The organism is Pseudonocardia sp. HH130630-07 (assembly GCF_001698125.1).
In the GTDB taxonomy this organism is placed as follows: Bacteria; Actinomycetota; Actinomycetes; order Mycobacteriales; family Pseudonocardiaceae; genus Pseudonocardia.
In genome coordinates, this window is sequence record NZ_CP013854.1 from 2075868 (window position 1) to 2094076 (window position 18209).

The 18209-nt window shown below is 73.9% G+C and carries 21 protein-coding genes; 10 read left to right on the top strand and 11 right to left on the bottom strand.

Translation table 11 applies throughout. From position 1 onward, the window contains the following. Positions 1-50: 50 nt before the first annotated feature. From AFB00_RS10030 to AFB00_RS10040, 3 genes are all read right to left on the bottom strand, one after another. On the bottom strand, positions 51-746 hold the full coding sequence (locus AFB00_RS10030) for a dienelactone hydrolase family protein (RefSeq protein ID WP_068797005.1): 696 nt from the start codon (positions 744-746) through the stop codon (positions 51-53). 76 nt (positions 747-822) lie between these two features. After that, the gene (locus AFB00_RS10035) at positions 823-1731 is read right to left on the bottom strand and encodes an IS3 family transposase (RefSeq protein ID WP_060710839.1); all 909 of its coding nucleotides are present in this window, start codon (positions 1729-1731) and stop codon (positions 823-825) included. Beyond that, positions 1728-2018, bottom strand: a complete 291-nt coding sequence (locus tag AFB00_RS10040) for a transposase (protein ID WP_060710840.1) — start codon at positions 2016-2018, stop codon at positions 1728-1730. Before AFB00_RS10040 ends, AFB00_RS10035 begins: the two co-directional genes overlap by 4 nt. Positions 2019-2081: 63 nt before the next feature. On the opposite strand from AFB00_RS10040, the gene hisC reads away from it, so the two are divergent. Further along, on the top strand, positions 2082-3164 hold the full coding sequence (gene hisC, locus AFB00_RS10045; RefSeq protein WP_068797006.1) for a histidinol-phosphate transaminase: 1083 nt from the start codon (positions 2082-2084) through the stop codon (positions 3162-3164). Here hisC and AFB00_RS10050 read toward each other — a convergent pair. After that, complete coding sequence (locus AFB00_RS10050; protein ID WP_231974302.1) at positions 3149-3826, bottom strand: response regulator transcription factor; 678 nt, start codon at positions 3824-3826, stop codon at positions 3149-3151. The genes hisC and AFB00_RS10050 overlap by 16 nt on opposite strands. Positions 3827-4349: 523 nt before the next feature. Between AFB00_RS10050 and AFB00_RS31635 the strand changes: the two genes are divergently transcribed. Continuing rightward, entirely contained in the window at positions 4350-5603 is a 1254-nt protein-coding gene (locus tag AFB00_RS31635) for a glycoside hydrolase family 16 protein (protein WP_156819475.1), read from the top strand. A gap of 83 nt (positions 5604-5686) precedes the next feature. Here AFB00_RS31635 and AFB00_RS10060 read toward each other — a convergent pair whose 3' ends face one another. From AFB00_RS10060 to mftG, 4 genes are read right to left on the bottom strand one after another with little or no spacing between them, the layout of a single operon-like run. Further along, positions 5687-7735, bottom strand: coding sequence for a M3 family metallopeptidase (locus AFB00_RS10060; RefSeq protein ID WP_068797007.1), 2049 nt, complete (start codon positions 7733-7735; stop codon positions 5687-5689). A gap of 26 nt (positions 7736-7761) precedes the next feature. Next, positions 7762-8277 (bottom strand): GNAT family N-acetyltransferase, encoded by a 516-nt coding sequence (locus AFB00_RS10065; RefSeq protein WP_068797008.1) that lies wholly within the window; start codon positions 8275-8277, stop codon positions 7762-7764. Further along, on the bottom strand, positions 8274-8735 hold the full coding sequence (locus tag AFB00_RS10070) for an SRPBCC family protein (RefSeq protein ID WP_068797009.1): 462 nt from the start codon (positions 8733-8735) through the stop codon (positions 8274-8276). The genes AFB00_RS10065 and AFB00_RS10070 overlap by 4 nt, the downstream gene beginning before the upstream one ends. Before the next feature lie 23 nt (positions 8736-8758). Beyond that, complete coding sequence (mftG, locus tag AFB00_RS10075; protein ID WP_068797010.1) at positions 8759-10240, bottom strand: mycofactocin dehydrogenase MftG; 1482 nt, start codon at positions 10238-10240, stop codon at positions 8759-8761. A 20-nt stretch (positions 10241-10260) separates the two neighbouring features. Here mftG and AFB00_RS10080 point away from each other — a divergent pair, with 20 nt between their 5' ends. From AFB00_RS10080 to AFB00_RS10100, 4 genes are all read left to right on the top strand, one after another. Next, complete coding sequence (locus tag AFB00_RS10080; protein ID WP_197519810.1) at positions 10261-11517, top strand: M18 family aminopeptidase; 1257 nt, start codon at positions 10261-10263, stop codon at positions 11515-11517. Between the two features lie 618 nt (positions 11518-12135). Beyond that, positions 12136-12342, top strand: a complete 207-nt coding sequence (locus AFB00_RS10090) for a hypothetical protein (protein ID WP_068797013.1) — start codon at positions 12136-12138, stop codon at positions 12340-12342. Positions 12343-12344: 2 nt separating this feature from the next. Further along, on the top strand, positions 12345-12914 hold the full coding sequence (locus tag AFB00_RS10095) for a DUF6879 family protein (protein WP_083275406.1): 570 nt from the start codon (positions 12345-12347) through the stop codon (positions 12912-12914). 5 nt (positions 12915-12919) lie between these two features. Beyond that, positions 12920-13783, top strand: coding sequence for a helix-turn-helix domain-containing protein (locus AFB00_RS10100; RefSeq protein ID WP_083275407.1), 864 nt, complete (start codon positions 12920-12922; stop codon positions 13781-13783). A 24-nt stretch (positions 13784-13807) separates the two neighbouring features. On the opposite strand, the gene AFB00_RS10105 is transcribed toward AFB00_RS10100, so the two are convergent. Then, positions 13808-14212, bottom strand: a complete 405-nt coding sequence (locus AFB00_RS10105; RefSeq protein ID WP_068800175.1) for a YccF domain-containing protein — start codon at positions 14210-14212, stop codon at positions 13808-13810. A 150-nt stretch (positions 14213-14362) separates the two neighbouring features. On the opposite strand from AFB00_RS10105, the gene AFB00_RS10110 reads away from it, so the two are divergent. Then, positions 14363-15139 (top strand): AAA family ATPase, encoded by a 777-nt coding sequence (locus AFB00_RS10110; RefSeq protein WP_068797015.1) that lies wholly within the window; start codon positions 14363-14365, stop codon positions 15137-15139. 3 nt (positions 15140-15142) lie between these two features. Here AFB00_RS10110 and AFB00_RS10115 read toward each other — a convergent pair whose 3' ends face one another. After that, on the bottom strand, positions 15143-15649 hold the full coding sequence (locus AFB00_RS10115) for a DinB family protein (RefSeq protein ID WP_068797016.1): 507 nt from the start codon (positions 15647-15649) through the stop codon (positions 15143-15145). 48 nt (positions 15650-15697) lie between these two features. Between AFB00_RS10115 and AFB00_RS10120 the strand changes: the two genes are divergently transcribed. Beyond that, positions 15698-16144 (top strand): SRPBCC family protein, encoded by a 447-nt coding sequence (locus AFB00_RS10120; protein WP_068797017.1) that lies wholly within the window; start codon positions 15698-15700, stop codon positions 16142-16144. Between the two features lie 53 nt (positions 16145-16197). After that, positions 16198-16638: a DUF6194 family protein gene (locus AFB00_RS10125; RefSeq protein WP_068797018.1), complete on the top strand. Its 441-nt coding sequence runs from the start codon at positions 16198-16200 to the stop codon at positions 16636-16638. On the opposite strand, the gene AFB00_RS33940 is transcribed toward AFB00_RS10125, so the two are convergent. Further along, a complete protein-coding gene (locus tag AFB00_RS33940) occupies positions 16628-17545 on the bottom strand; it encodes a GNAT family N-acetyltransferase (protein ID WP_068797019.1) in 918 nt (305 codons plus the stop codon). The genes AFB00_RS10125 and AFB00_RS33940 overlap by 11 nt on opposite strands. Before the next feature lie 66 nt (positions 17546-17611). On the opposite strand from AFB00_RS33940, the gene AFB00_RS10135 reads away from it, so the two are divergent. Beyond that, positions 17612-18199, top strand: a complete 588-nt coding sequence (locus tag AFB00_RS10135; RefSeq protein WP_068797020.1) for an isochorismatase family protein — start codon at positions 17612-17614, stop codon at positions 18197-18199. The last annotated feature ends 10 nt before the right edge of the window (positions 18200-18209 follow it).

Sequence of the window (18209 nt, forward strand, 5' to 3'; positions counted from 1 at the left end):
TTACCGACCGGATGCCCCCGGCACCAGTGGCCGGGACCACACCCGGGGGCTCAGCGCAGGTGGGCGTCGAACCAGTTGAGCACCCGCTGCCACGCCTCGGCGGCGGAGTCGGGATCGTCGTCGAACCGGTAGCCGGTCGAGGGGTAGACGACGACGTCGGTCGCGACCCCGGACTGCTCCGCCGCCGCCCGCAGCCGGCCGACCGCGTCGCCGTCGACCGTCTCGGAGTAGATGCCCAGCCACGGGCAGGTCAGCTCCGGGGCGGTCTCGATCAGGGCCGGGACGCTGCGCGACGGCGACTTCTCGATCCCCTCCCCCGCCACCGTCACGGCCGCACCCAGGGTCCGGTTCGCGGCCACGTGCAGGGCGACAGTGCCGCCGAGGTCGAACCCGAGCACGCCCATCCGGTCGGCCTCGATGCCGTTGTCGGCGAGCCAGCCGAACGCGGTGTCGCAGTCGTCCATCACCTGGTCGGCGTCCAGGCGGCCGAGCTGCTCTGCCACCTGCGTCTCGGTGCCGGAGCCGAGGTCGTCGGCGTCGTCGCGGTGGTACAGGTGCGGGGCGACGGCGAGCAGGCCCTCGGCCGCCAGGCCGGTGACCAGCAGCCGGACGGAGTCGGTGACCCCGCGGGCCTCCTGCAGCACGACGACGCCGCCCCGGGCCGGGCCGTCCGGCTCGGCCACGGTGAGCCGCAGCTCACTCCCGTCGGTCAGGGGGACCGCTTCGGTCCGGATCGCCGTCGTCATGTGATCACTCAACCAGAGCATCCGCCCGGGTTTCGACCCCTGGGGAGTGCGGTTCCCCCGAGATCGTGGAGGGTTCTTATGCCGCGTCTCGGGTGAGGGCGGCGTTCTCGTAGTTGATCGGTGAGAGCCCGGCGGCGGCACTGTGTCGCCGCCGGTGGTTGTAGAAGCCGTAACACCAGTCGATGACCGCCGCCCGCGCCCTACTGATGGTGTCGAAGTCGTTGCGGGACAGCACTTCCCACTCCAGGCTGGAGAAGAACGCCTCCGCCGCGGCATTGTCGAAACACGACCCGACCCGGCCCATCGACTGACGGATGTCGAGCCGCCGACACAGAGCGGTGAACGCGCCCGCGGTGTAGGTCGACCCGCGGTCGGTGTGGAAGATCACCCCGGCGATTCGGTCCGCCCCGCCGCGGGCCGCCACCGCCATCCGGATCGCCGCACACGCCAGCTCGGCGTTCGGGTGCAGCCCCGTGGCCGCGCCGAGCAGCCGCCGCGAGTACAGGTCGATCACCGTGGCCAGATACAACTTCCCGGCCGCGGTGGGGATCTCGGTCATGTCCCCGACCCATCTGCGGTTCGGCTCGGCCGCAGTGAAACCCCGACGAAGCAGGTCCGGGAACTTCGGCGCCGTGCGGTCCTGGCGGGTCAGCCCGTTGTGCCGCTTGATCCGGCGGGCGACCAGGCCCTGGCGGCGCATCGAGTCCGCCACGGTCTTCTCCGACACCCGCCATCCGGCCTCACACAGGTCGGCGTGCAGACGGGGTGAGCCGTGTAGCCGCTGGGCGTCGTCGAACGCCACGGCCACGGCGGCGTCCAACGCGCAGCGGCGCTTCTCGGTCGCGGTGGCACCACCGTCGGAACGCGCGGCGCGGTCGAGCCACTTGTACAACCAGGAGATCGACACCCCCAACAGGGCGCAGGCCAGCGTGTGCGGCACCCGGTGGAAGGTCCTCTGGTCGGCGATGAAACGGGCCACGCTCACTTCGTCGCCTCCTTGACCCACAGGACCACGGATCGCTTGAGGACATCACGCTCCATCCGCAGCTCGGCGTTCTCCGCGCGCAGCCGCTTGAGCTCCTCGACGCCGCCGCGAGACAGGCCCTCGGTGTCCTCGCGGGCCTCTCGTGCACGGGCCACCCAGTTGCCCAGCGTGCCCTCGTTGACCCCCAGGTCACGGGCGACCTGGGCGATCGGCTTGCCCGTCTCCTCCACGACCCGGACCGCTCCGTCACGGAACTCCCGGTCGTAGCGCTTCCGTACCTCTGGCATCGCTACCCCTTATAGCTGATGCCTCCCCGATCATGGGGGAACCGCAGAGCTACCGTTTCCCGCATGACGCTCATCCGTCCCGATCTGGACACCTTGCCGGCGTACGTCCCCGGCCGCACCGTCCCCGGGGCGATCAAGCTCGCCAGCAACGAGGTCGCCGAGCCGCCGGCGCAGCCGGTGCTGGACGCGATCGGCCGCGCCGCCGCCGGCGGGAACCGCTACCCGGACCTCGGGGTCGTCGAGCTGACCGCCCGGATCGCGGACCTGCACGGGCTCGCACCGGAGCGGATCGCCGTCGGCTGCGGCTCGGTCACGCTGTGCCAGCAGCTCGTGCAGGTCACCTCGCCGGGCCCGGGCTCGGAGGTGCTGTTCGCCTGGCGCTCGTTCGAGGCGTACCCGATCGTCACCCAGATCGGCGGCGCCGCGATCCGGACGGTGCCGCTGGACGCCGGGCACCGGCACGACCTGGACGCGATGGCCGCCGCGATCACCGAGCGGACCCGGCTGGTGTTCGTCTGCAGCCCGAACAACCCGACCGGGCCGGTCGTGCGGCGCGAGGAGTTCCTGCGGTTCCTCGCCGCCGTCCCCCGGGACGTGCTGGTGGTGCTCGACGAGGCCTACGCCGAGTACGTGACCGACGACGACGCGGTGCACGGCAGGCCGCTGCTCGACGAGCACCCGAACCTGGTGGTGCTGCGGACGTTCTCCAAGGCCTACCGGATGGCCGGGCTGCGGGTCGGCTACGCGCTGGCGTCCGAGCAGGTCGCGACCGCGCTGCGCAAGGTGGCCCCGCCGTTCGGCGTCAACTCGCTGGCCCAGGCGGGCGCGATCGCCGCGCTGGAGCACCGGGAGGAGATCCTGGCCGGCTGCGCGGACGTCGTCCGGGAACGCGAGCGGGTCGCCGCCGAGCTGCGCGGGCTCGGCCTCGCCGTGCCGCCGAGCGAGGCGAACTTCGTCTGGCTGCCGCTCGGCGGGCGCTCCGCGGACTTCGCCGCGCACTGCGCCGGGCAGAAGGTGATCGTGCGGCCGTTCCCGCCGGACGGCGTCCGGGTCACGGTGTCGACGCCGGAGGAGAACGACCGGCTGCTGGCCGCCGCCGCAGGATTCGACGCAGCGGGGTCCGACGACGGTCAGCCGTCGAGCTGATAGCCGGCGCCGCGCACGGTCCGGATCCGCTCCGGGCCGATCTTGCGGCGCAGGTAGGAGACGTAGACCTGGACCAGGTTCGCCGACACCGGCTCGGACCAGGCACGGCGGGACAGCTCGTCGTGCGTGACGACCTGCCCGGCCCGCTCGGCGAGCGCCAGCAGCAGCGCGTACTCGGTCGGGGACAGCGACACCCGGCGGCCGTCGGCGAAGACCTGACCGGCGTCGACGTCCACGGCGAGGCCGCCGTGCCCGAGCACGGTCGGCGAGGGCAGCCCGGCCGCGGCGCGCAGCCGCAACCGGATGCGGGCGGCCAGCTCGTCGGCGGCGAACGGCCGGATGAGGAAGTCGTCCCGGTCCCCGCGGAGCAGGCCGAGCACCCCGGCCCGGCGCTCGCGCGGCACGACGGTGATCACCGGGGTCGGCGGCGACTCCGCGTGCACCGCCCCGAGCAGGACCGCCGGGTCCGGGCCCGGCAGCTCCATGTCGAGGACCAGCAGGTTCGCCGAACCGGCGCGCATCACGTCCAGCAGCTCGATGCCGTCGGACGCGACCACCAGCTCGACCCCCTCGGCGCCGAGGTCCCGGCGCAGCCCGCGGCCGAGCGACGACGAGGTGGCGGACGGCGGGAGGGCGAGCAGGACGCACAGCCGCCGCTCCACCGGGCGGGGGGACCCGGAGCGGGGGGCGGGGATCGTAGGGACGGACGGGCGGGCGGTGGGGGCGTTCACGGAGTCCTGGGGAGCGGATCGGGGAGCAGGGGGAGCAGGGGGAGCACGGAGCGCTACTGTTACGACACTGTCGCGCGACCGGACGTCGGTCACGATCGGCTAACGGTACGACGCTCCTGATCTGGCGGGCCGAACGGGACAAGCTGAGAGCCCGGCTAGTCCGTTCGGACTATGAAAGCTGCCGATTCGGCGGGATTGCGCTGGTGATCGCGTCTCGACGACCTGTCGGCGCCCGGGAGCAACCACCCTTCTCAGCGAGTCTGTTCACCGTCGGTGACTCTACCTAGAGTCCTGGACCATGCGACGGAACACTTCCGCTGCGGCTGATCAGATCGACCCCCGGGATCTGATCGAGCGGGTCGCCGCAGAGCACAGCTCCCCCTCTGTGCCGTCCGGCCGGGCAGGGCGTTCCGCGTCCGCAGCAGTTCCTGCAGCAGTCCTGCTGCAGGAGCGGGTGACCGCCTCCGGGCGGCACCGCGCACAGCCTGCGAGCGACGACGGAGACGACAGCACCCACGGGGGGACGACCGCCGCCCACGCCGCGCCGGACCGCGAGGTCACCGGCGTCACGATCGCCGACCTGCACGAACCGGCCGGAGCGGACCCCGACGCCGCGCCCGGTGCCCAGCCGGACGGGTCGGTCGTCGAGATCGACCGGTCCGAGGGCACCCGCCGGTCCCGGCTCCGCCGGTTCGGGCCGCTCGGGATCGGCGCCGCCGCGGTGCTCGCCGCGACCATGGTGATCACCCTGCTGCAGCCCGGCGCCGAGGACCCGTCGCTGATCACCACCCTGGTGGACGCCTCGCGCCGGTCGGTGTCCGACGGCGTCGGCACCGCGGCCGAGGGCGTCGGCGACGGCGGTGGCTCCCGGCTCGGTGACGCCGCGGAGGGTGCCTCCGGCCAGGTCGGACCGGCCATCGCCGCGGCCGAGGCCGCCGAGGAGCGCGCCGAGCGCCGGCGCAAGGCGGCCGAGGAGGCCGCCGAGGACTCCTCCGGCGCGGAGGACTCCAGCCGCAGCTCCGGCGGCTCGTCGCCGGCCGCGGGCGCGGTCGGTGGCGCGGTCCAGGTCGCGGGCGACGGCGTGCAGGCCGCGCTGCAGAAGGGCTGGGCGGCGATCGGCGGCGACGAGTTCGCCGGTTCCGCGCTCGGCGACGGCTGGAGCGCCTACGACGGCGAGGGCCACGACGGCGCGGGCCGGCGCACCCCGGACGCGGTGACCGTCGAGAACGGCAACCTCGTGATCCGCGGTGACTCCGAGGGCAACACCGGCGGCATCGCCTGGGGCACCCCGCAGAAGTACGGCAAGTGGGAGATGCGCGCCCGGTTCCCCGCCGGCGACAAGCAGTACCACCCGGTCCTGCTCCTGTGGCCGAGCGAGGTCGGCTGGCCGGAGGGTGGCGAGATCGACTTCGCCGAGACCACCAGCGCGGCCGACGACGTGTCCTTCTTCCTGCACTACGGCGCCAGCAACTCCCAGGAGCACGCCAAGAAGGACCTCGACATCACCCAGTGGCACAACTACGCCGTGGAGTGGACCCCGGACGCGATCATCGGCTACATCGACGGCGTCGAGTGGTTCCGGTCGACCGACCAGCAGACCCAGCCCCCCGGCCCGATGCACGCCACGATCCAGCTCGACTACTTCCCCGACGGCGGGTCGCCCCAGCCCTCGGAGATGCAGGTCTCCTGGATGCGCCAGTACCAGTGACACCGCACCGGTAACACCGCACACCCCGGCACCGCCCGCCGTCCGGCGCTCCCCATCGGACGGCGGGCGGTGTCGCGTCCGGGTCAGCTCCGGACCAGGCCCCGGCGTTCGAGCAGCGGGCCGATCTCCGGGTCCCGCCCGCGGAACGCCCGGTACGCCTCCATCGCGTCCACCGCACCGCCCCGGGAGAGCACCTCCCGGCGGAAGCGGTCACCGTTCGCCCGGCGCAGGCCGCCGTTCTCGCCGAACCAGGCGACGGTGTCGGCGTCGAGCACCTCGGCCCACACGTAGGAGTAGTAGGCCGCCGCGTACCCGCTGCCGCCGAAGACGTGGTTGAAGTACGTCGTCCGGTACCGCGGCGGGACCAGCGGCAGAGCGATCCCGGCCGCCGCCAGCGCCTGCTGCTCGAAGGCCACGACGTCGGTCACCGCGGCCGCCTCGTCCGGTCCCAGCCGGTGCCACGCCTGGTCCAGCAGCGCCGCGGCCAGGTACTCGGTGGTGGCGAAGCCCTCGCCGTACCCCTGCGCCGCCAGTGCCGCGTCCAGCAGCTCCGCCGGCAGCGGCTCGCCGGTCGCGTGGTGCCGCGCGAACGACGCCAGCACCTGCGGGTCGCTCAGCCACATCTCGTTGACCTGGCTCGGGAACTCCACGAAGTCGCGCGGCACCGAGGTCCCGGCGAACGACGGGTAGCGCACCGCGGAGAACAGCCCGTGCAGGGCGTGACCGAACTCGTGGAACAGCGTCCGCACCTCGTCCAGCGACAGCAGCGCCGGCTCGCCGTCCGCCGGGCGGACCAGGTTCAGCGTGTTCAGCACGACCGGCCGGGTGCCCAGCAGCTCGGACTGGTCGACGAGCGCGTTCATCCACGCGCCGCCCCGCTTCGACGGTCGTGCCCACAGGTCGGCGCCGAACAGCCCGAGCAGTGCGCCGGTGTCGTCGTGCACCTCCCACCAGCGGACGTCCGGGTGGTAGGCGGGCAGGTCGGTGCGCTCGGTGAAGGAGAGCCCGTACAGCTCCCCCGCCGCGCGGAACACGCCGTCGTGGATCACCCGCTCGACGCTCAGGTAGGGCCGCAGCGCGGCGTCGTCCACCGCGAAGCGGGCGTTGCGCAGTCGCTCGGCGTGGAACGCCCGGTCGGAGACCTCGATCGGGCCGCCCGCGGCGGTGGCCAGCTCGGCCAGCTCCCGCTCGGCGTTCGCGACGGCCGCCGGGACCATCGACTCCAGCAGCGCCTGCGCCGCGGCGGCCGTCCCCGCCGTCGTCACGCCCGCGTCCGGGCCGTCGCCGATCACGTACGACGCGTGGTCGGAGTACCCGAGCAGCCGGGCCCGCTCGGCGCGCAGCCGGGCGATGGCCAGCACGGTGTCCCGGGTGTCGTGCGGACCGCCCTGCCCCCGGGTCACCGACGCCCGGTGCAGCGCGGCCCGGGTGCCGGGGTCGGTCAGCACCGCGAGCGCGGGCTGCGCGGTCGGCAGGACCGGGGTGAGCAGCCAGCCGCCGTCGTGGCCACGGTCCCGGGCGGCGGCCGCGGCGGCCGAGACCGCGTCCTCGGACAGGCCGTCGAGCCGGGCCCGCTCGGTGACGTGCACCGCGGCCGCGTTCGCACCGGCCAGCAGGGCGGCACCGAACGCGGTGGTCAGCCGGGACAGCTCGGCGTTGCACTCGCGCAGCCGCTGCTGCTCGGCCGGGCCCAGCCGGGCACCGGCCCGGACCATGTCGCGGTGGGTGCGCTCCAGCAGCCGTGCCGACTCCGGGTCCAGGCCCAGCTCGCCGCGCCGGGCGTGCAGGTCGTCGATCCGGGCGAACAGCTCCGGGTCCAGCGCGATCGCGTCGGTGTGCGCCGCGAGGCGCGGGGCCACCTCGGCCTCGATCCGCTGGATCTCCGGCGAGGTGTGCGCCGAGACGAGGGTGAAGAACAGCCGCGCCACCCGGTCCAGCACGGCCCCGGAGCGTTCCAGCGCGACGATCGTGTTCTCGAACGTCGGCGCCGGGCCCGCGGTGATCGCCGCGATCTCGGCACGCTGCTCGGCGATCCCCGCCTCGAACGCCGGCAGGTAGTGCTCCTCGGTGATGCGGGTGGTGTCCGGCAGCCCGAACGGCAGGTCGCTCGGCGCGAGGAAGGGGTTGGCCATCCGCGAACCCTACGGCCGGACCGGGCTCAGGTGAGGTCGCGACGCATCGCCAGCCGGGGCCACACGTCGAGCCCGCGGTCGGTCTCCGCCTGCCGGATCGCCCGCAGGCCGGGCGTCGGCTCGACCACCTCCCGGAAGCCGAGGCGCAGGTAGTACGGGCCGTTCCACGGCACGTCCCGGAAGCTGGTCAGGGTCAGTGCCGGGAGCCGGCGGTCCCTGGCCCAGCCCGCCAGGCGCTCGACCAGCCCGGCGCCGACCCGGTGCCCGCGCCACCGGGGCAGCACCGACACCTGCTCGAGGTGGGCGCAGCCGTCGACGATCTCGGTGATCAGGTAGCCGACCGGCGCGCGGTCGGGGGTCCCCGGTGTGCCGCGCTCGTCGACGAACGCCCGGCCCGCCGCGGCGTAGGCGGCCAGCAGCGCGACCGGCGGCGGCTCGTCGTCGGCGACGACGTCCAGGCCGATCTCCCGGAACGGCGCACCGGCCGCACGCTCGATCTCCCGCATCGCCGCGGCGTCGGCCGGAGTCGCGGGCCGGATCACGCCGGTCCGTCCTCGACGACCGCGCGGATGCGCTGCAGGGTCTCGGTCATCCCACGCCGGTTCGTGCGCCGCCGGGCCCGCCCGGCCAGCGCCCAGTAGATCCGGGTGCCGACCGAGTCCTGCAGGGCGTAGGACTCGGTCACGTCGGTGCCGTCCCCGTTCGGGACGAAGCGGTAGTGCCAGTTGTTGAGCACCCGGTTCGCCGCGCTCACCGAGAACCCGAACTCGCGACCCGGCACGCAGGCGGTGACCTCGCACTCCGTCCAGTACAGCGGGCCGCGGCCGTTGCGCTTGACCTGGCCGCGGAACCGCGCGCCGGGCGCCGGGCCGGTCGCGCCGCCCTGCCACTCGGCCCGCACCGTCTCCGGGGAGAACCGGCCGGTTTTGCGCACGTCGGCGACCAGGTCCCAGATCTGCGCCGCCGGGGCCCGCATGTGGACGGTGACCTCGTCGCGCATCGGTGCTCTCCTCGCCCGTGGGGTCAGGCCACGACCAGGTCGGCGGCCCGTTCCCCGATCATGACAGCGGTCGCGGCCGGTCCGCGACGGGGAACCGACGGCAGCACCGAGGTGTCGGCCACCCGCAGCCCCGCCACGCCGTGCACCCGCAGGTCCGGCCCGACGACGGCGTCCGGGCCGGTCCCCATCGCCGCGCTGCCGGACAGGTGCACCGAGGTCGTCAGACGGCTGTGGATCCACTCGTCGAGCCGGGTGTCGTTGCCGAGCTCCCAGCCGGCCGGGCCGCCGTCGTCGGCACCGGCGCGGTCCCAGCCGGCGGCGCGCAGGATCTCCGCGGCCACCCGCACCGCGGCGCGCATCCGATGCCGGTCCGACGTGCTGCGCAGGTAGCGGTAGTCCAGCCGGGGCGGGTCGGCCGGGTCGGGTGAGGTGATGGCGAGCATCCCGCGGCTGTCCGGCCGCTGCACCGCACACATCAGGTGCGCCGGCCCGCGCGGCGCGAACGGGTGCGCGAACAGCAGGATCTCCAGGTCACCGGCCGGATCGGTGCCCGAGTCGAGGTTCAGCGCGGCCTGGCCGGCGACGGCGTCGACGTGCGGGTCGGGCAGGCCGCTGCGCAGCGGCAGGAACACCGACGGATGGTCCGACCAGCCGCGTCCGACGCCGGGCAGCTCGTGGCGCACCGCGACCCCGGCCGCGCGCAGGGTGTCCTCCGGCCCGATCCCGGACCGCTGCAGCAGGGCCGGGCTGCCGACCGCGCCCGCGGCGACGACCGTCTCGGCGGCGTGCAGCTCGGTGTCCTCGCAGCGCACACCGGTGACCCGGTCGCCGTCGAACAGCAGGGTCCGGGCCGCGCAGCCGCCGTAGACGGTCAGCGCGTCCTGCCACTCCGCGGTGCCCCACGGCGGGGACAGGTACGCGGTCGCGGCGCTGACCCGCCTGCCGTCGACGGCGTTCGTCGGGACCGGGCCCGCGCCGGGCGCGGCACCGGCGTTCTTGTCCGGCTCGGCCGCGAAGCCGAGTGCGGAGCAGGCCTGCAGGAACGGGTCGGTGACCGGGGCGAGCAGGTGCCCGGCCGGGCGGGAGATCCGCAGCGGGCCGGCGTCGCCGTGCACGTTCGAGGTGCAGAAGTCCACGTCGCGTTCGAGCCTGCGGTAGTACGGCAGGACGTCGTCGTAGGACCAGCCCGGCAGGTCCCAGTCCGCGAAGTCGGCCGGGACCGCACGGACGAAGTAGCCGCCGTTGATCGCGCCGGAGCCGCCGAGCGCCCGGCCGCGGGGCACCGTCGTCTCCCGGCCCTGAACCAGGGTCGCGCGGTACGCCCAGTTCAGTACGTGTCCGGGGGTGGTGGCGGCCAGCGAGGCGATCGGCGTCGCCTCCGGCGGCACGACGACGTCGCCCGCCTCCACCAGCGCCGTCCGGACCCCGCGCCCGGCCAGCCGGCCCGCGAGCGCACAGCCCGCGGACCCCGCACCCACCACCACCACGTCGAAGCTGTCCGCCATCGGGTGTCAGGATGCCTTACGTGACCGACGCAGCGCGTGACCTCGCCTCGTTCCTGACCGCGAGCCCGTCGCCCTACCACGCGGTGGCCGAGGCCGTCCGGCGGCTGACCGCCGCCGGGTTCGTCGCCCAGCCCGAGGACGGCCCGTGGATCGACGGCGCGGGCGGCCGGTACCTGGTGCGCGACGGCACGATCCTGGCCTGGTGGCAGCCGGAGACCGCCGGGGAGAAGCCGCTGCGGGTGTTCGCCGCGCACACCGACTCCCCCGGGTTCAAGGTCAAGCCGAACCCGGACGTCGGCACCGCGGGCTGGCGTCAGGTCGGCGTCGAGGTCTACGGCGGCGCGCTGTGGAACTCCTGGCTGGACCGCGATCTCGGGCTGGCCGGGCGGCTCGCGCTCTACGACGGCCGGGTCGTCCCGGTCCGGGTGGACCGGCCGCTGCTGCGGATCCCGCAGGTGGCGATCCACCTCGACCGCACGGTGAACCAGGGCCTCACCCTCGATCCGCAGCGGCACCTGCTGCCGGTCTGGGGCCTCGGCGACCCGGCGGACGGCGATCTCGTCGAGTTCCTGGCCGTGCTCGCCGGGGAGTCCCCGGCCGACGTCGCGGCGCACGACCTGTTCACCTACGACCTCACCCCGCCGGCCACCATCGGCCGCGACGACGAGCTGCTGGCCGGGCCCCGGCTGGACAACCTCGCGTCGGTGCACGCCGGCATCACGGCGCTGACCGAGGCCGCCCGGCTCGATCCCGGAACGGTGCCGGTGTTCGTCGGGTTCGACCACGAGGAGATCGGCTCGGACTCGGCGACCGGCGCGGCCGGGCCGCTGCTGGAGACGGTGCTGACCCGGCTGGCCGGCGGGTTCGACGCCCGGCGCCCGGTGTTCGCCCGGTCCCGGTGCCTGTCGGTGGACGTCACGCACGCCGCGCACCCCAACCACCTGGACAAGCACGACCTCGACCACCTGTCGGTGCCGAACCGCGGCCCGGCGCTGAAGGTCAACGCGGTGCAGCGCTACGCGACCGACGCGCCCGGGGCCGCCGCGTGGCAGCGGGCCTGCCGGGACGCCGGCGTGCCGAGCCAGGTCTTCGTCTCGAAGAACACCGTGCCCTGCGGTTCGACCGTCGGCCCGATCATGTCGACCCGGCTGGGGATCCGGACGGTCGACGTCGGCATCCCGGTGCTGTCGATGCACTCGGCGCGGGAGCTGTGCGGGGTGCACGACCCGGAGCTGCTGGCGCGGGCGGGGGCGCGGTTCCTCGGCGACACCGACTGAGCCCTGGCCTCGCTCCTTCGGATCCGACGCAGCATCACGAGGGCCGGCCGCGTCACCGCGGTGCCGACGACCACACGGCGCCACGCAGCCGGGACCACATCCTCCAGACGGCGGCCGCATGCCACCGCGACGACGAGCCGTCCGCCTGCGATGCCCGGTCGATATCGGTCCACAGCGGGGCGGCCACCTCGACACACCGCGGGCACGTCGGCGCCGGTGACTCGGTCAACGAGCAGGCCACGATCGCGTACCCGCACGTGCCGATCAACTGCGGCCGCCCGACCCGGTGGATGAGTTCCTCTGCGTAGTGATCGCTGTCGACGAGATGGCTGAGACCGTCGCCGGACGATCCGACTCGAAGCAGGTCGGCGGTAGCCAGCTCCCTCCAGGTCGGGGGTGCGGCGCGGGGCGCCATGACCCGTCTGATCATCTCGAAACTCCTCGTCGGGAGGGCCCGGAGCACCGACCGCCGGTGCCCCTGAGAGAGGGGTGGACGCATACAACCACTGTCTCAGACAATATTCCACGAGTTGATGGATATTCTTGGATCGTGCGGCTAACGTGCCGGGAGTGGGAGACTCGATCTCGCCGCTTCTCACCGGGAGGGGATTGCCGAAGATGCTCATCACGACGCTCCGCACGACCTCGAACTGCCCGGACGACGGCACGTGCCCGTCGGTCCATCGCACGGCCGAGCACCCGGACCGGCTCTACGTGATCACCAAGCGCGTCGACGACCCGGCGATCACTGCCGCGTTCGCACACCTGGTGGCTGACGACGAGCTTCTGGGTTTCGTCCCCGCCGACCTGCTTCCGGAGGTGTGACCATGACCGATCTGCTCGATCCCGCCGGTCTCATGTCCGCCATCCATGACGGCACGTTCGGTGCCGGCCCGGGAGCCACCGTGTTCCGCATGGAGCTGCTTCCGGCGTACTCCGTCGTATCCGACGGAGGCGACTTCGCCCGCTGGCGCGACGGCGCTCCGGAACCGGATCGGGACCGGAAGGAACCCACGATCCGTCGGCTCGCCGAGCGGGCCGCCGCCGGCATCTCCTCGCGCCGGGTGCGGGTCCTGAGCGCCGAGGTCACCGAGTACGAGCGCTACGCCTGCGACTTCGGCTACGGGCCGAACGCAGCCGCGGGCGAGGACATCCGCGTCCTGCGCCACGGCGAGCACCAGGTCCCCGAGCTTCTGGGTTTCGACTACTGGGTGCTGAACAGCCGCACCGTGCTACGCATGCACTACGACACCGAGGGCGCGTTCGTCGGCGCGGAGAATGCCCCCGATCTGCTGCCCGACGTGCTCCGTGAGCACGACCTCGTCTGGTCGAGGGCCGAAGCCTTCGCACCGTGGTGGTCCCGTCACCCCGAACTCCGTCAACGTCTGGTGGTCTGATCGGCATGACCGATGTTCCTGCGAGCAACGAGCGACAGCGCGACCCGGGCACTGTGGGCGCGTTGCTCCGCGCTGCTCGTGGGGACGCCGGCCTGACCCAGACCGCGGTCGTCGAGGCCACGTCCCTGTCGCAGGCGGCGCTGTCCCGGATCGAGCGTGGGGACGGCCTGCCTGCGCTCGACGACGACCGCGACCAGGTCGCCGAGCTCGTCACCGTCTATCGGCTCGGTGATACCGATCCCGAGCTGGCCACCTGGCTCCGCGACGTCGTCGAGGAGCTGCACGACCGCCGCGAGGAGAAGCGCGTCGTCGTCGTCCGCGGCAGCAACATCATGGCGATGCAGCGCCGGTTCACCCGCGAGGAGCAGGCGTCGACCAGGATTCGGGCGTGGTCACAGGGCCTCATCCTGGGCCAGCTCCAGTCGCCCGCCTACACCGCCGCCGTACTGGGCCTGCCCGAGGACTCACCGGAGGTCCGGCAGCGGCGCGAGCGCTACGCGGGCGCCCCGCGGAACCGGCTGCGTCAGTACGACGTGCTCCTGGCCGAGACCGTGGCCCGGTGGCCGCTGGTGGACGATACGGCGATGCTCGACCAGCTCGACGACCTGATCACGACGTCGCAGCTGCCCAACGTCGACCTCCGGTGGCTCCCCCTCGGCGTGCGGCTCGAGAGACTTCCGCTGCTGCCGGCCTTCCACGTCTACGACGACCGGATGGTGATCTGGTCGCAGATCGACGGGTCGGCGACGTTGACCGCGCCGGAGGACGTCGCCCGCTACGTCGCCGAGTTCGAGCGGCTCCAGGCCGTTGCGCTGGCCGGTGACGAGGCGCGATCCGCGATCGCCGAGATCGCCTCCGAGTTCCGCTGACCGGGCGTCCGGCCCGGGCCCGGCTCAGACCAGCGCCGGGCGCCCCGGGACGTAGGCGTCCGAGTCGATGATCACCGATCCCAGCGGCAGCAACGACACCGGGATGAGCTTGAGGTTCGCCCACGCCATCGGCAGTCCGATGATCGTGACCGCCAGCGCGACCGCGGTGACGATGTGGCCCAGGACGAGCCACCAGCCGAACAGCACGATCCACAGGACGTTGCCGATCGCCGACGGCGCCCCGGAGCCCGGCCGCCGGACCGCCTCCCGGCCGAACGGCCACAGCGCGTAGAGGCCGATCCGGAACGCGGCGATCCCGAACGGGATGGTGACGACGAGCAGGCACGCCACGATCCCGGCCGCCAGGTAGGCGAGGAACAGCCAGAACCCGGAGAGCACCAGCCAGATCACGTTGAGGATCAGTCGCAGCATGACTCCAGGGTCCCCGATCGGGCCCGCGGCGGCCCCAGGGTTCGCCCTGATCCTCATCGGGGGTCCGGGGCCCGGCGACCGCCGGAAACTCCGTGCGCGGACGGCACCGGGTGTGGTCGGGTCCTCCTCCGGAGAGGGAGGGATCGCATGTACCTGGTGACCGGGATCCAGGCGTCCGGCAAGTCGACGGTCGCCGAGGCGCTCGCCCGCCGGCTCCCGGAGCCCGCCGCGCACGTGCACGGCGACCAGTTCCGGCGCTGGGTGGTGACCGGCCGGGCGGACATGACCCCCGACGCCGGCGGCCCCGCCGTGCAGCAGCTCCGGCTCCGGCACGAACTGACCGCCCGCACCGCCGACGGTTACGCCGCCGCCGGGTTCTCCGTCGTCGTCCAGGACGTGGTGCTCGGCCCGCACCTCGACGAGATGATCACCGCCCTGCGGACCCGGCCGCTGCACGTCGTCGTGCTCGCGCCCCGCCCGGAGGTCGCCGCGCAGCGCCGGGCGGACCGGGACAAGACGACGTCGGACGCGTTCACCTCGGCCGCGCTGGACCGGGTCCTGCGCACGGAGACGGCGCGGCGCGGGCTGTGGCTGGACTCGTCGGACCTCGACGTCGACGCCACGGTCGGGCAGATACTCGCCCGGTCCGCGGAGTCGATCGTCGGGGTGCCCGGGGTCGTGCGGGAGTGGAACGACTCCGACGGCCACGGTGTCGTGGACTCCGCGGCGACACCCGGTGGCTGCTGGGTGCACTTCGGCGCGATCGTCGCCGACGGGTACCGCTCGCTGACCCCGGGCGGATCGGTGACCCTGGAGTGGGAGCCGGTCCGCCAGGACGGTTTCGCGTTCCGCGGAACGCGGGTGGTCCCGCACGCTCCCGGGACCGGCTCGGCCTACCGGAGCGCGCTCGACACCCGGCCCTGAGGCTCAGACCCCGGTACGGCCGTCGATGCGCTCGCGGACGAGGTCGGCGTGGCCGCAGTGCCGCGCGTACTCGGCGATCACGTGGGTGAGGACCCAGACCAGCGACACCTCGTGACCGTCGAGCGATCCGGTGCCCGCCGGGCCCGCCGCGGCGACGATCCGCCGGGCGTGCGCGACCTCCTCCTCCCAGGACGCGCGGGCCTCGGCGATGCCGGTGCCGTCGAGCTCGAAACCGCCGGAGTGCCCGGTGCCGGGCTCCCGGCCGTGCAGCGGCGCGATCTCCTCCCCGGCCAGGACCGACCGGAACCAGTTCCGCTCCACCGCCGCGAGGTGCCGGACCAGCCCGAGCAGCGAGATCGGTGACGGCGCCACCGGCGCGGCGCGCAGTTGCTCGTCGGTCAGCCCGTCGCACCGGCCGACGAGGGTGGCCCGGTAGAAGTCGAGCCAGCCCGCGAGAGTGGTCACCGGGTCGGCCTGCAGCGGCGGGGTCGGGCGCTCGGTCGTCGTCATGCGAGGAATGGTGGCACCGGGGTCCGACAACGATGCTTGACTGCAGGCGTGACCGAGCAGACCGTCGTGTCCAGCAGCCGGGAGATCGCCGCCCCCGCCGCGGTGATCTTCGAACTCGTCGCCGATCCCGCACAGCAGCCGCGGTGGGACGGCAACGACAACCTCGCCCACGCCGACGATGCGCAGCGCGTCCGGGCCGCCGGGGAGACGTTCCGGACGACCCTGACCAACGGCGGGGTGCGGGAGAACCGGGTCGTCGAGTTCACCGAGGGCCGGGCGATCGCGTGGACGCCGTCCGAGCCGGGCTCGGCCCCGCCAGGGCACCTGTGGCGCTGGGAGCTGAGCCCGCTCGACGACGGCCGCACCCTGGTCGTCCACACCTACGACTGGACCCGGCTGACCGATCCCGGGCGGCTGGTCCGCGCGCGGGCGACCACGGCCGACCGGCTGGCGGCGTCCCTCGACGGGTTGGCCCGCGTCGCCGAGAGTGAGTGATATAGATCACTTGTGCCGGACATCCGATCGCGGAAAGGTGCTCTCTTGGCGCGATGGATTTCGACGAGATCACCGCCGTCCTGGCCGCCTATCCCGGTACCCGGCTGATCGAGGCCGCGGGTGACGCGTACGCCATCCACGACCCGGACCACGACTACGAGCAGCGGCCCCGGCAGGGCTGGGCGACCGTCGTCGCGTCCGATGCCCACGACACCGCGTCCGACCTGGACCACCCGGGTCGCTACCGGCTCAACATCGGACTGCCGAAGGCGCGGTTCGCCGAACTCTTCCCGGGCGGCACCGACCACGATCCGGCCGCGGCGGACGTGCTCTTCCCGCACCCGGTGTACGGCGCCTACCACTGGGTCGCCGTGATCACCCCGGACACGACGTGGCCGCAGGTCAGGGGCCTGCTCGACGAGGCGCACGCGTTCGCCGTCCGCCGGCACGCGAACGCCGCACGCCGGGAGCGGGACCGCCCGGTCACCCCGTAGCGCGGACCAGGAGCTCGCGGCCCTCGGGATCGGTGATCCGGGCCGAGGTGCCCCAGCTCTCGGTGGCCGGCTCGGTCGCCGCCAGCCCGCGGGCCCGGGCCGCCGCCACGACGCCGGCCAGATCCCGTGCGACGAGCCCGACCGGGTACTGCGCGTCGGGTTCGCGCCCGAAGTCCGACGCCCGGCTCAGCACGAGACCGGTCTCCGCGCCCGGTGGCACGACCTCCAGCCATCGGGCGCCCGGCCACATCTCGGCGTCGGCCCGGACCTCGAACCCGAGGACGTCGACGAAGAACTCGCGCATGACGTCCTGGTCGGCGACGGCGACGGTGGCCCAGGCAATCCGCTCGATCATCGCCGCAGGATAGGCCCGGGCGGCCCACATCCGTTCGCCGTCGAGCATCGTCGCCGACGGCCGCAGGCCCACCCGGCGGGCGAGGCCCTCCGACCGGCGGTGCCCCGGGCGGATCATCGCGACGACGTCGTCGATCCCGTGGCGCGCGAGCCACGCCCGCATCGCGGTCACGGCCTCCGTGCCGTAGCCCCGGCCCTGGTCCGCTTCCCCGACCACCCACGCGATCGCGGCACGGCCCGGCTCGGGACCCGTGACGGTCGCCTGCACGGTCCCGACGAGCCGGCCGTCGGCGACGCGGCGCACCATCCAGTTCAGCCAGCGTTCCGTGCCGTCCGGCGAGTGCCCGGTGCCCTGCCGCCGGTAGCGGTCGGTGAGCTCGCCCGGTGTCGGCGGCGCGCCACCGGTGAACCGGTAGAGCGACGGTGCCGCCAGCAGTGCCACCGCCTCGGCGGCGTGCCCGACGGTCAGCGGTTCGAGCCGCAGGCGCGGCGTCGACAGAACCTCGGTCGCCGGTCGGCCGGGACCGCGCGGGCCCGGGCGCGGATCGGTCACGCCGCCAGCGTCGCAGCTGCGGCAAAACCCGTCGAGCGACTCGTCCGCACACCGCATGCTGACCGGGTGGACCCAGCCGCCGCCGAGGCACTGATCGTCGTCGATCTGCAGACCGCCTTCGTGCGGGGTGCGGATGCCGTTCCGGACGCGGACCGCCTCGTGGCGGAGATCGACCGGCTGCTCGGCCGCGCGCGTGCCGCCGGGGCGTTGATCGTGCACCTGCGCAACGACGGCCCCGCCGGTGCGCCCGACGAGCCCGGCACCGACGGCTGGTCGCTGCTGCGCGACCCGGCACCGGCGGAACCCGTCGTCGCGAAGTCGCTCGACGACGGGTTCCGGGGCACCGATCTCGGGGAGATCCTGCGCGCAGCCGGTGTACGCCGGATCGCGGTGTGCGGTGTCCTGTCCGAGATGTGCGTCGCCGCCACCGCACGGGCGGCGCTGGACCGGGACTACGGCGTCGTGCTGGCGCACCGGGCGCACGGGACCTACGACGTGCCGCCCGGGCCCGGGTCGGACGGGGTACCCGCGGCGCAGGCGGCACGTGCCGCGGAGTGGTCGCTCGGGGACGAGGTCGAGATCGTGGCCGACGCCGGCGGGGTCACGTTCGTTCCGGTGCCGTCGTCGATCGGCGGGCGTCCGCGGCGCCCGTGATCCCGACCCG

Bases quoted from the DNA above. Each gene is read 5' to 3' on its own strand.
- AFB00_RS10125 (WP_068797018.1), top strand. From the start codon at position 16,198: ATGGATTTCGACGAGATCACCGCCGTCCTGGCCGCCTATCCCGGTACC.
- AFB00_RS10110 (WP_068797015.1), top strand. From the start codon at position 14,363: ATGTACCTGGTGACCGGGATCCAGGCGTCCGGCAAGTCGACGGTCGCC.
- AFB00_RS10095 (WP_083275406.1), top strand. From the start codon at position 12,345: ATGACCGATCTGCTCGATCCCGCCGGTCTCATGTCCGCCATCCATGAC.
- AFB00_RS10040 (WP_060710840.1), bottom strand. From the start codon at position 2,018: ATGCCAGAGGTACGGAAGCGCTACGACCGGGAGTTCCGTGACGGAGCG.
- AFB00_RS10090 (WP_068797013.1), top strand. From the start codon at position 12,136: ATGCTCATCACGACGCTCCGCACGACCTCGAACTGCCCGGACGACGGC.
- AFB00_RS10030 (WP_068797005.1), bottom strand. From the start codon at position 746: ATGACGACGGCGATCCGGACCGAAGCGGTCCCCCTGACCGACGGGAGT.
- hisC (WP_068797006.1), top strand. From the start codon at position 2,082: ATGACGCTCATCCGTCCCGATCTGGACACCTTGCCGGCGTACGTCCCC.
- mftG (WP_068797010.1), bottom strand. From the start codon at position 10,240: ATGGCGGACAGCTTCGACGTGGTGGTGGTGGGTGCGGGGTCCGCGGGC.
- AFB00_RS10070 (WP_068797009.1), bottom strand. From the start codon at position 8,735: ATGCGCGACGAGGTCACCGTCCACATGCGGGCCCCGGCGGCGCAGATC.
- AFB00_RS10115 (WP_068797016.1), bottom strand. From the start codon at position 15,649: ATGACGACGACCGAGCGCCCGACCCCGCCGCTGCAGGCCGACCCGGTG.
- AFB00_RS10100 (WP_083275407.1), top strand. From the start codon at position 12,920: ATGACCGATGTTCCTGCGAGCAACGAGCGACAGCGCGACCCGGGCACT.
- AFB00_RS10060 (WP_068797007.1), bottom strand. From the start codon at position 7,735: ATGGCCAACCCCTTCCTCGCGCCGAGCGACCTGCCGTTCGGGCTGCCG.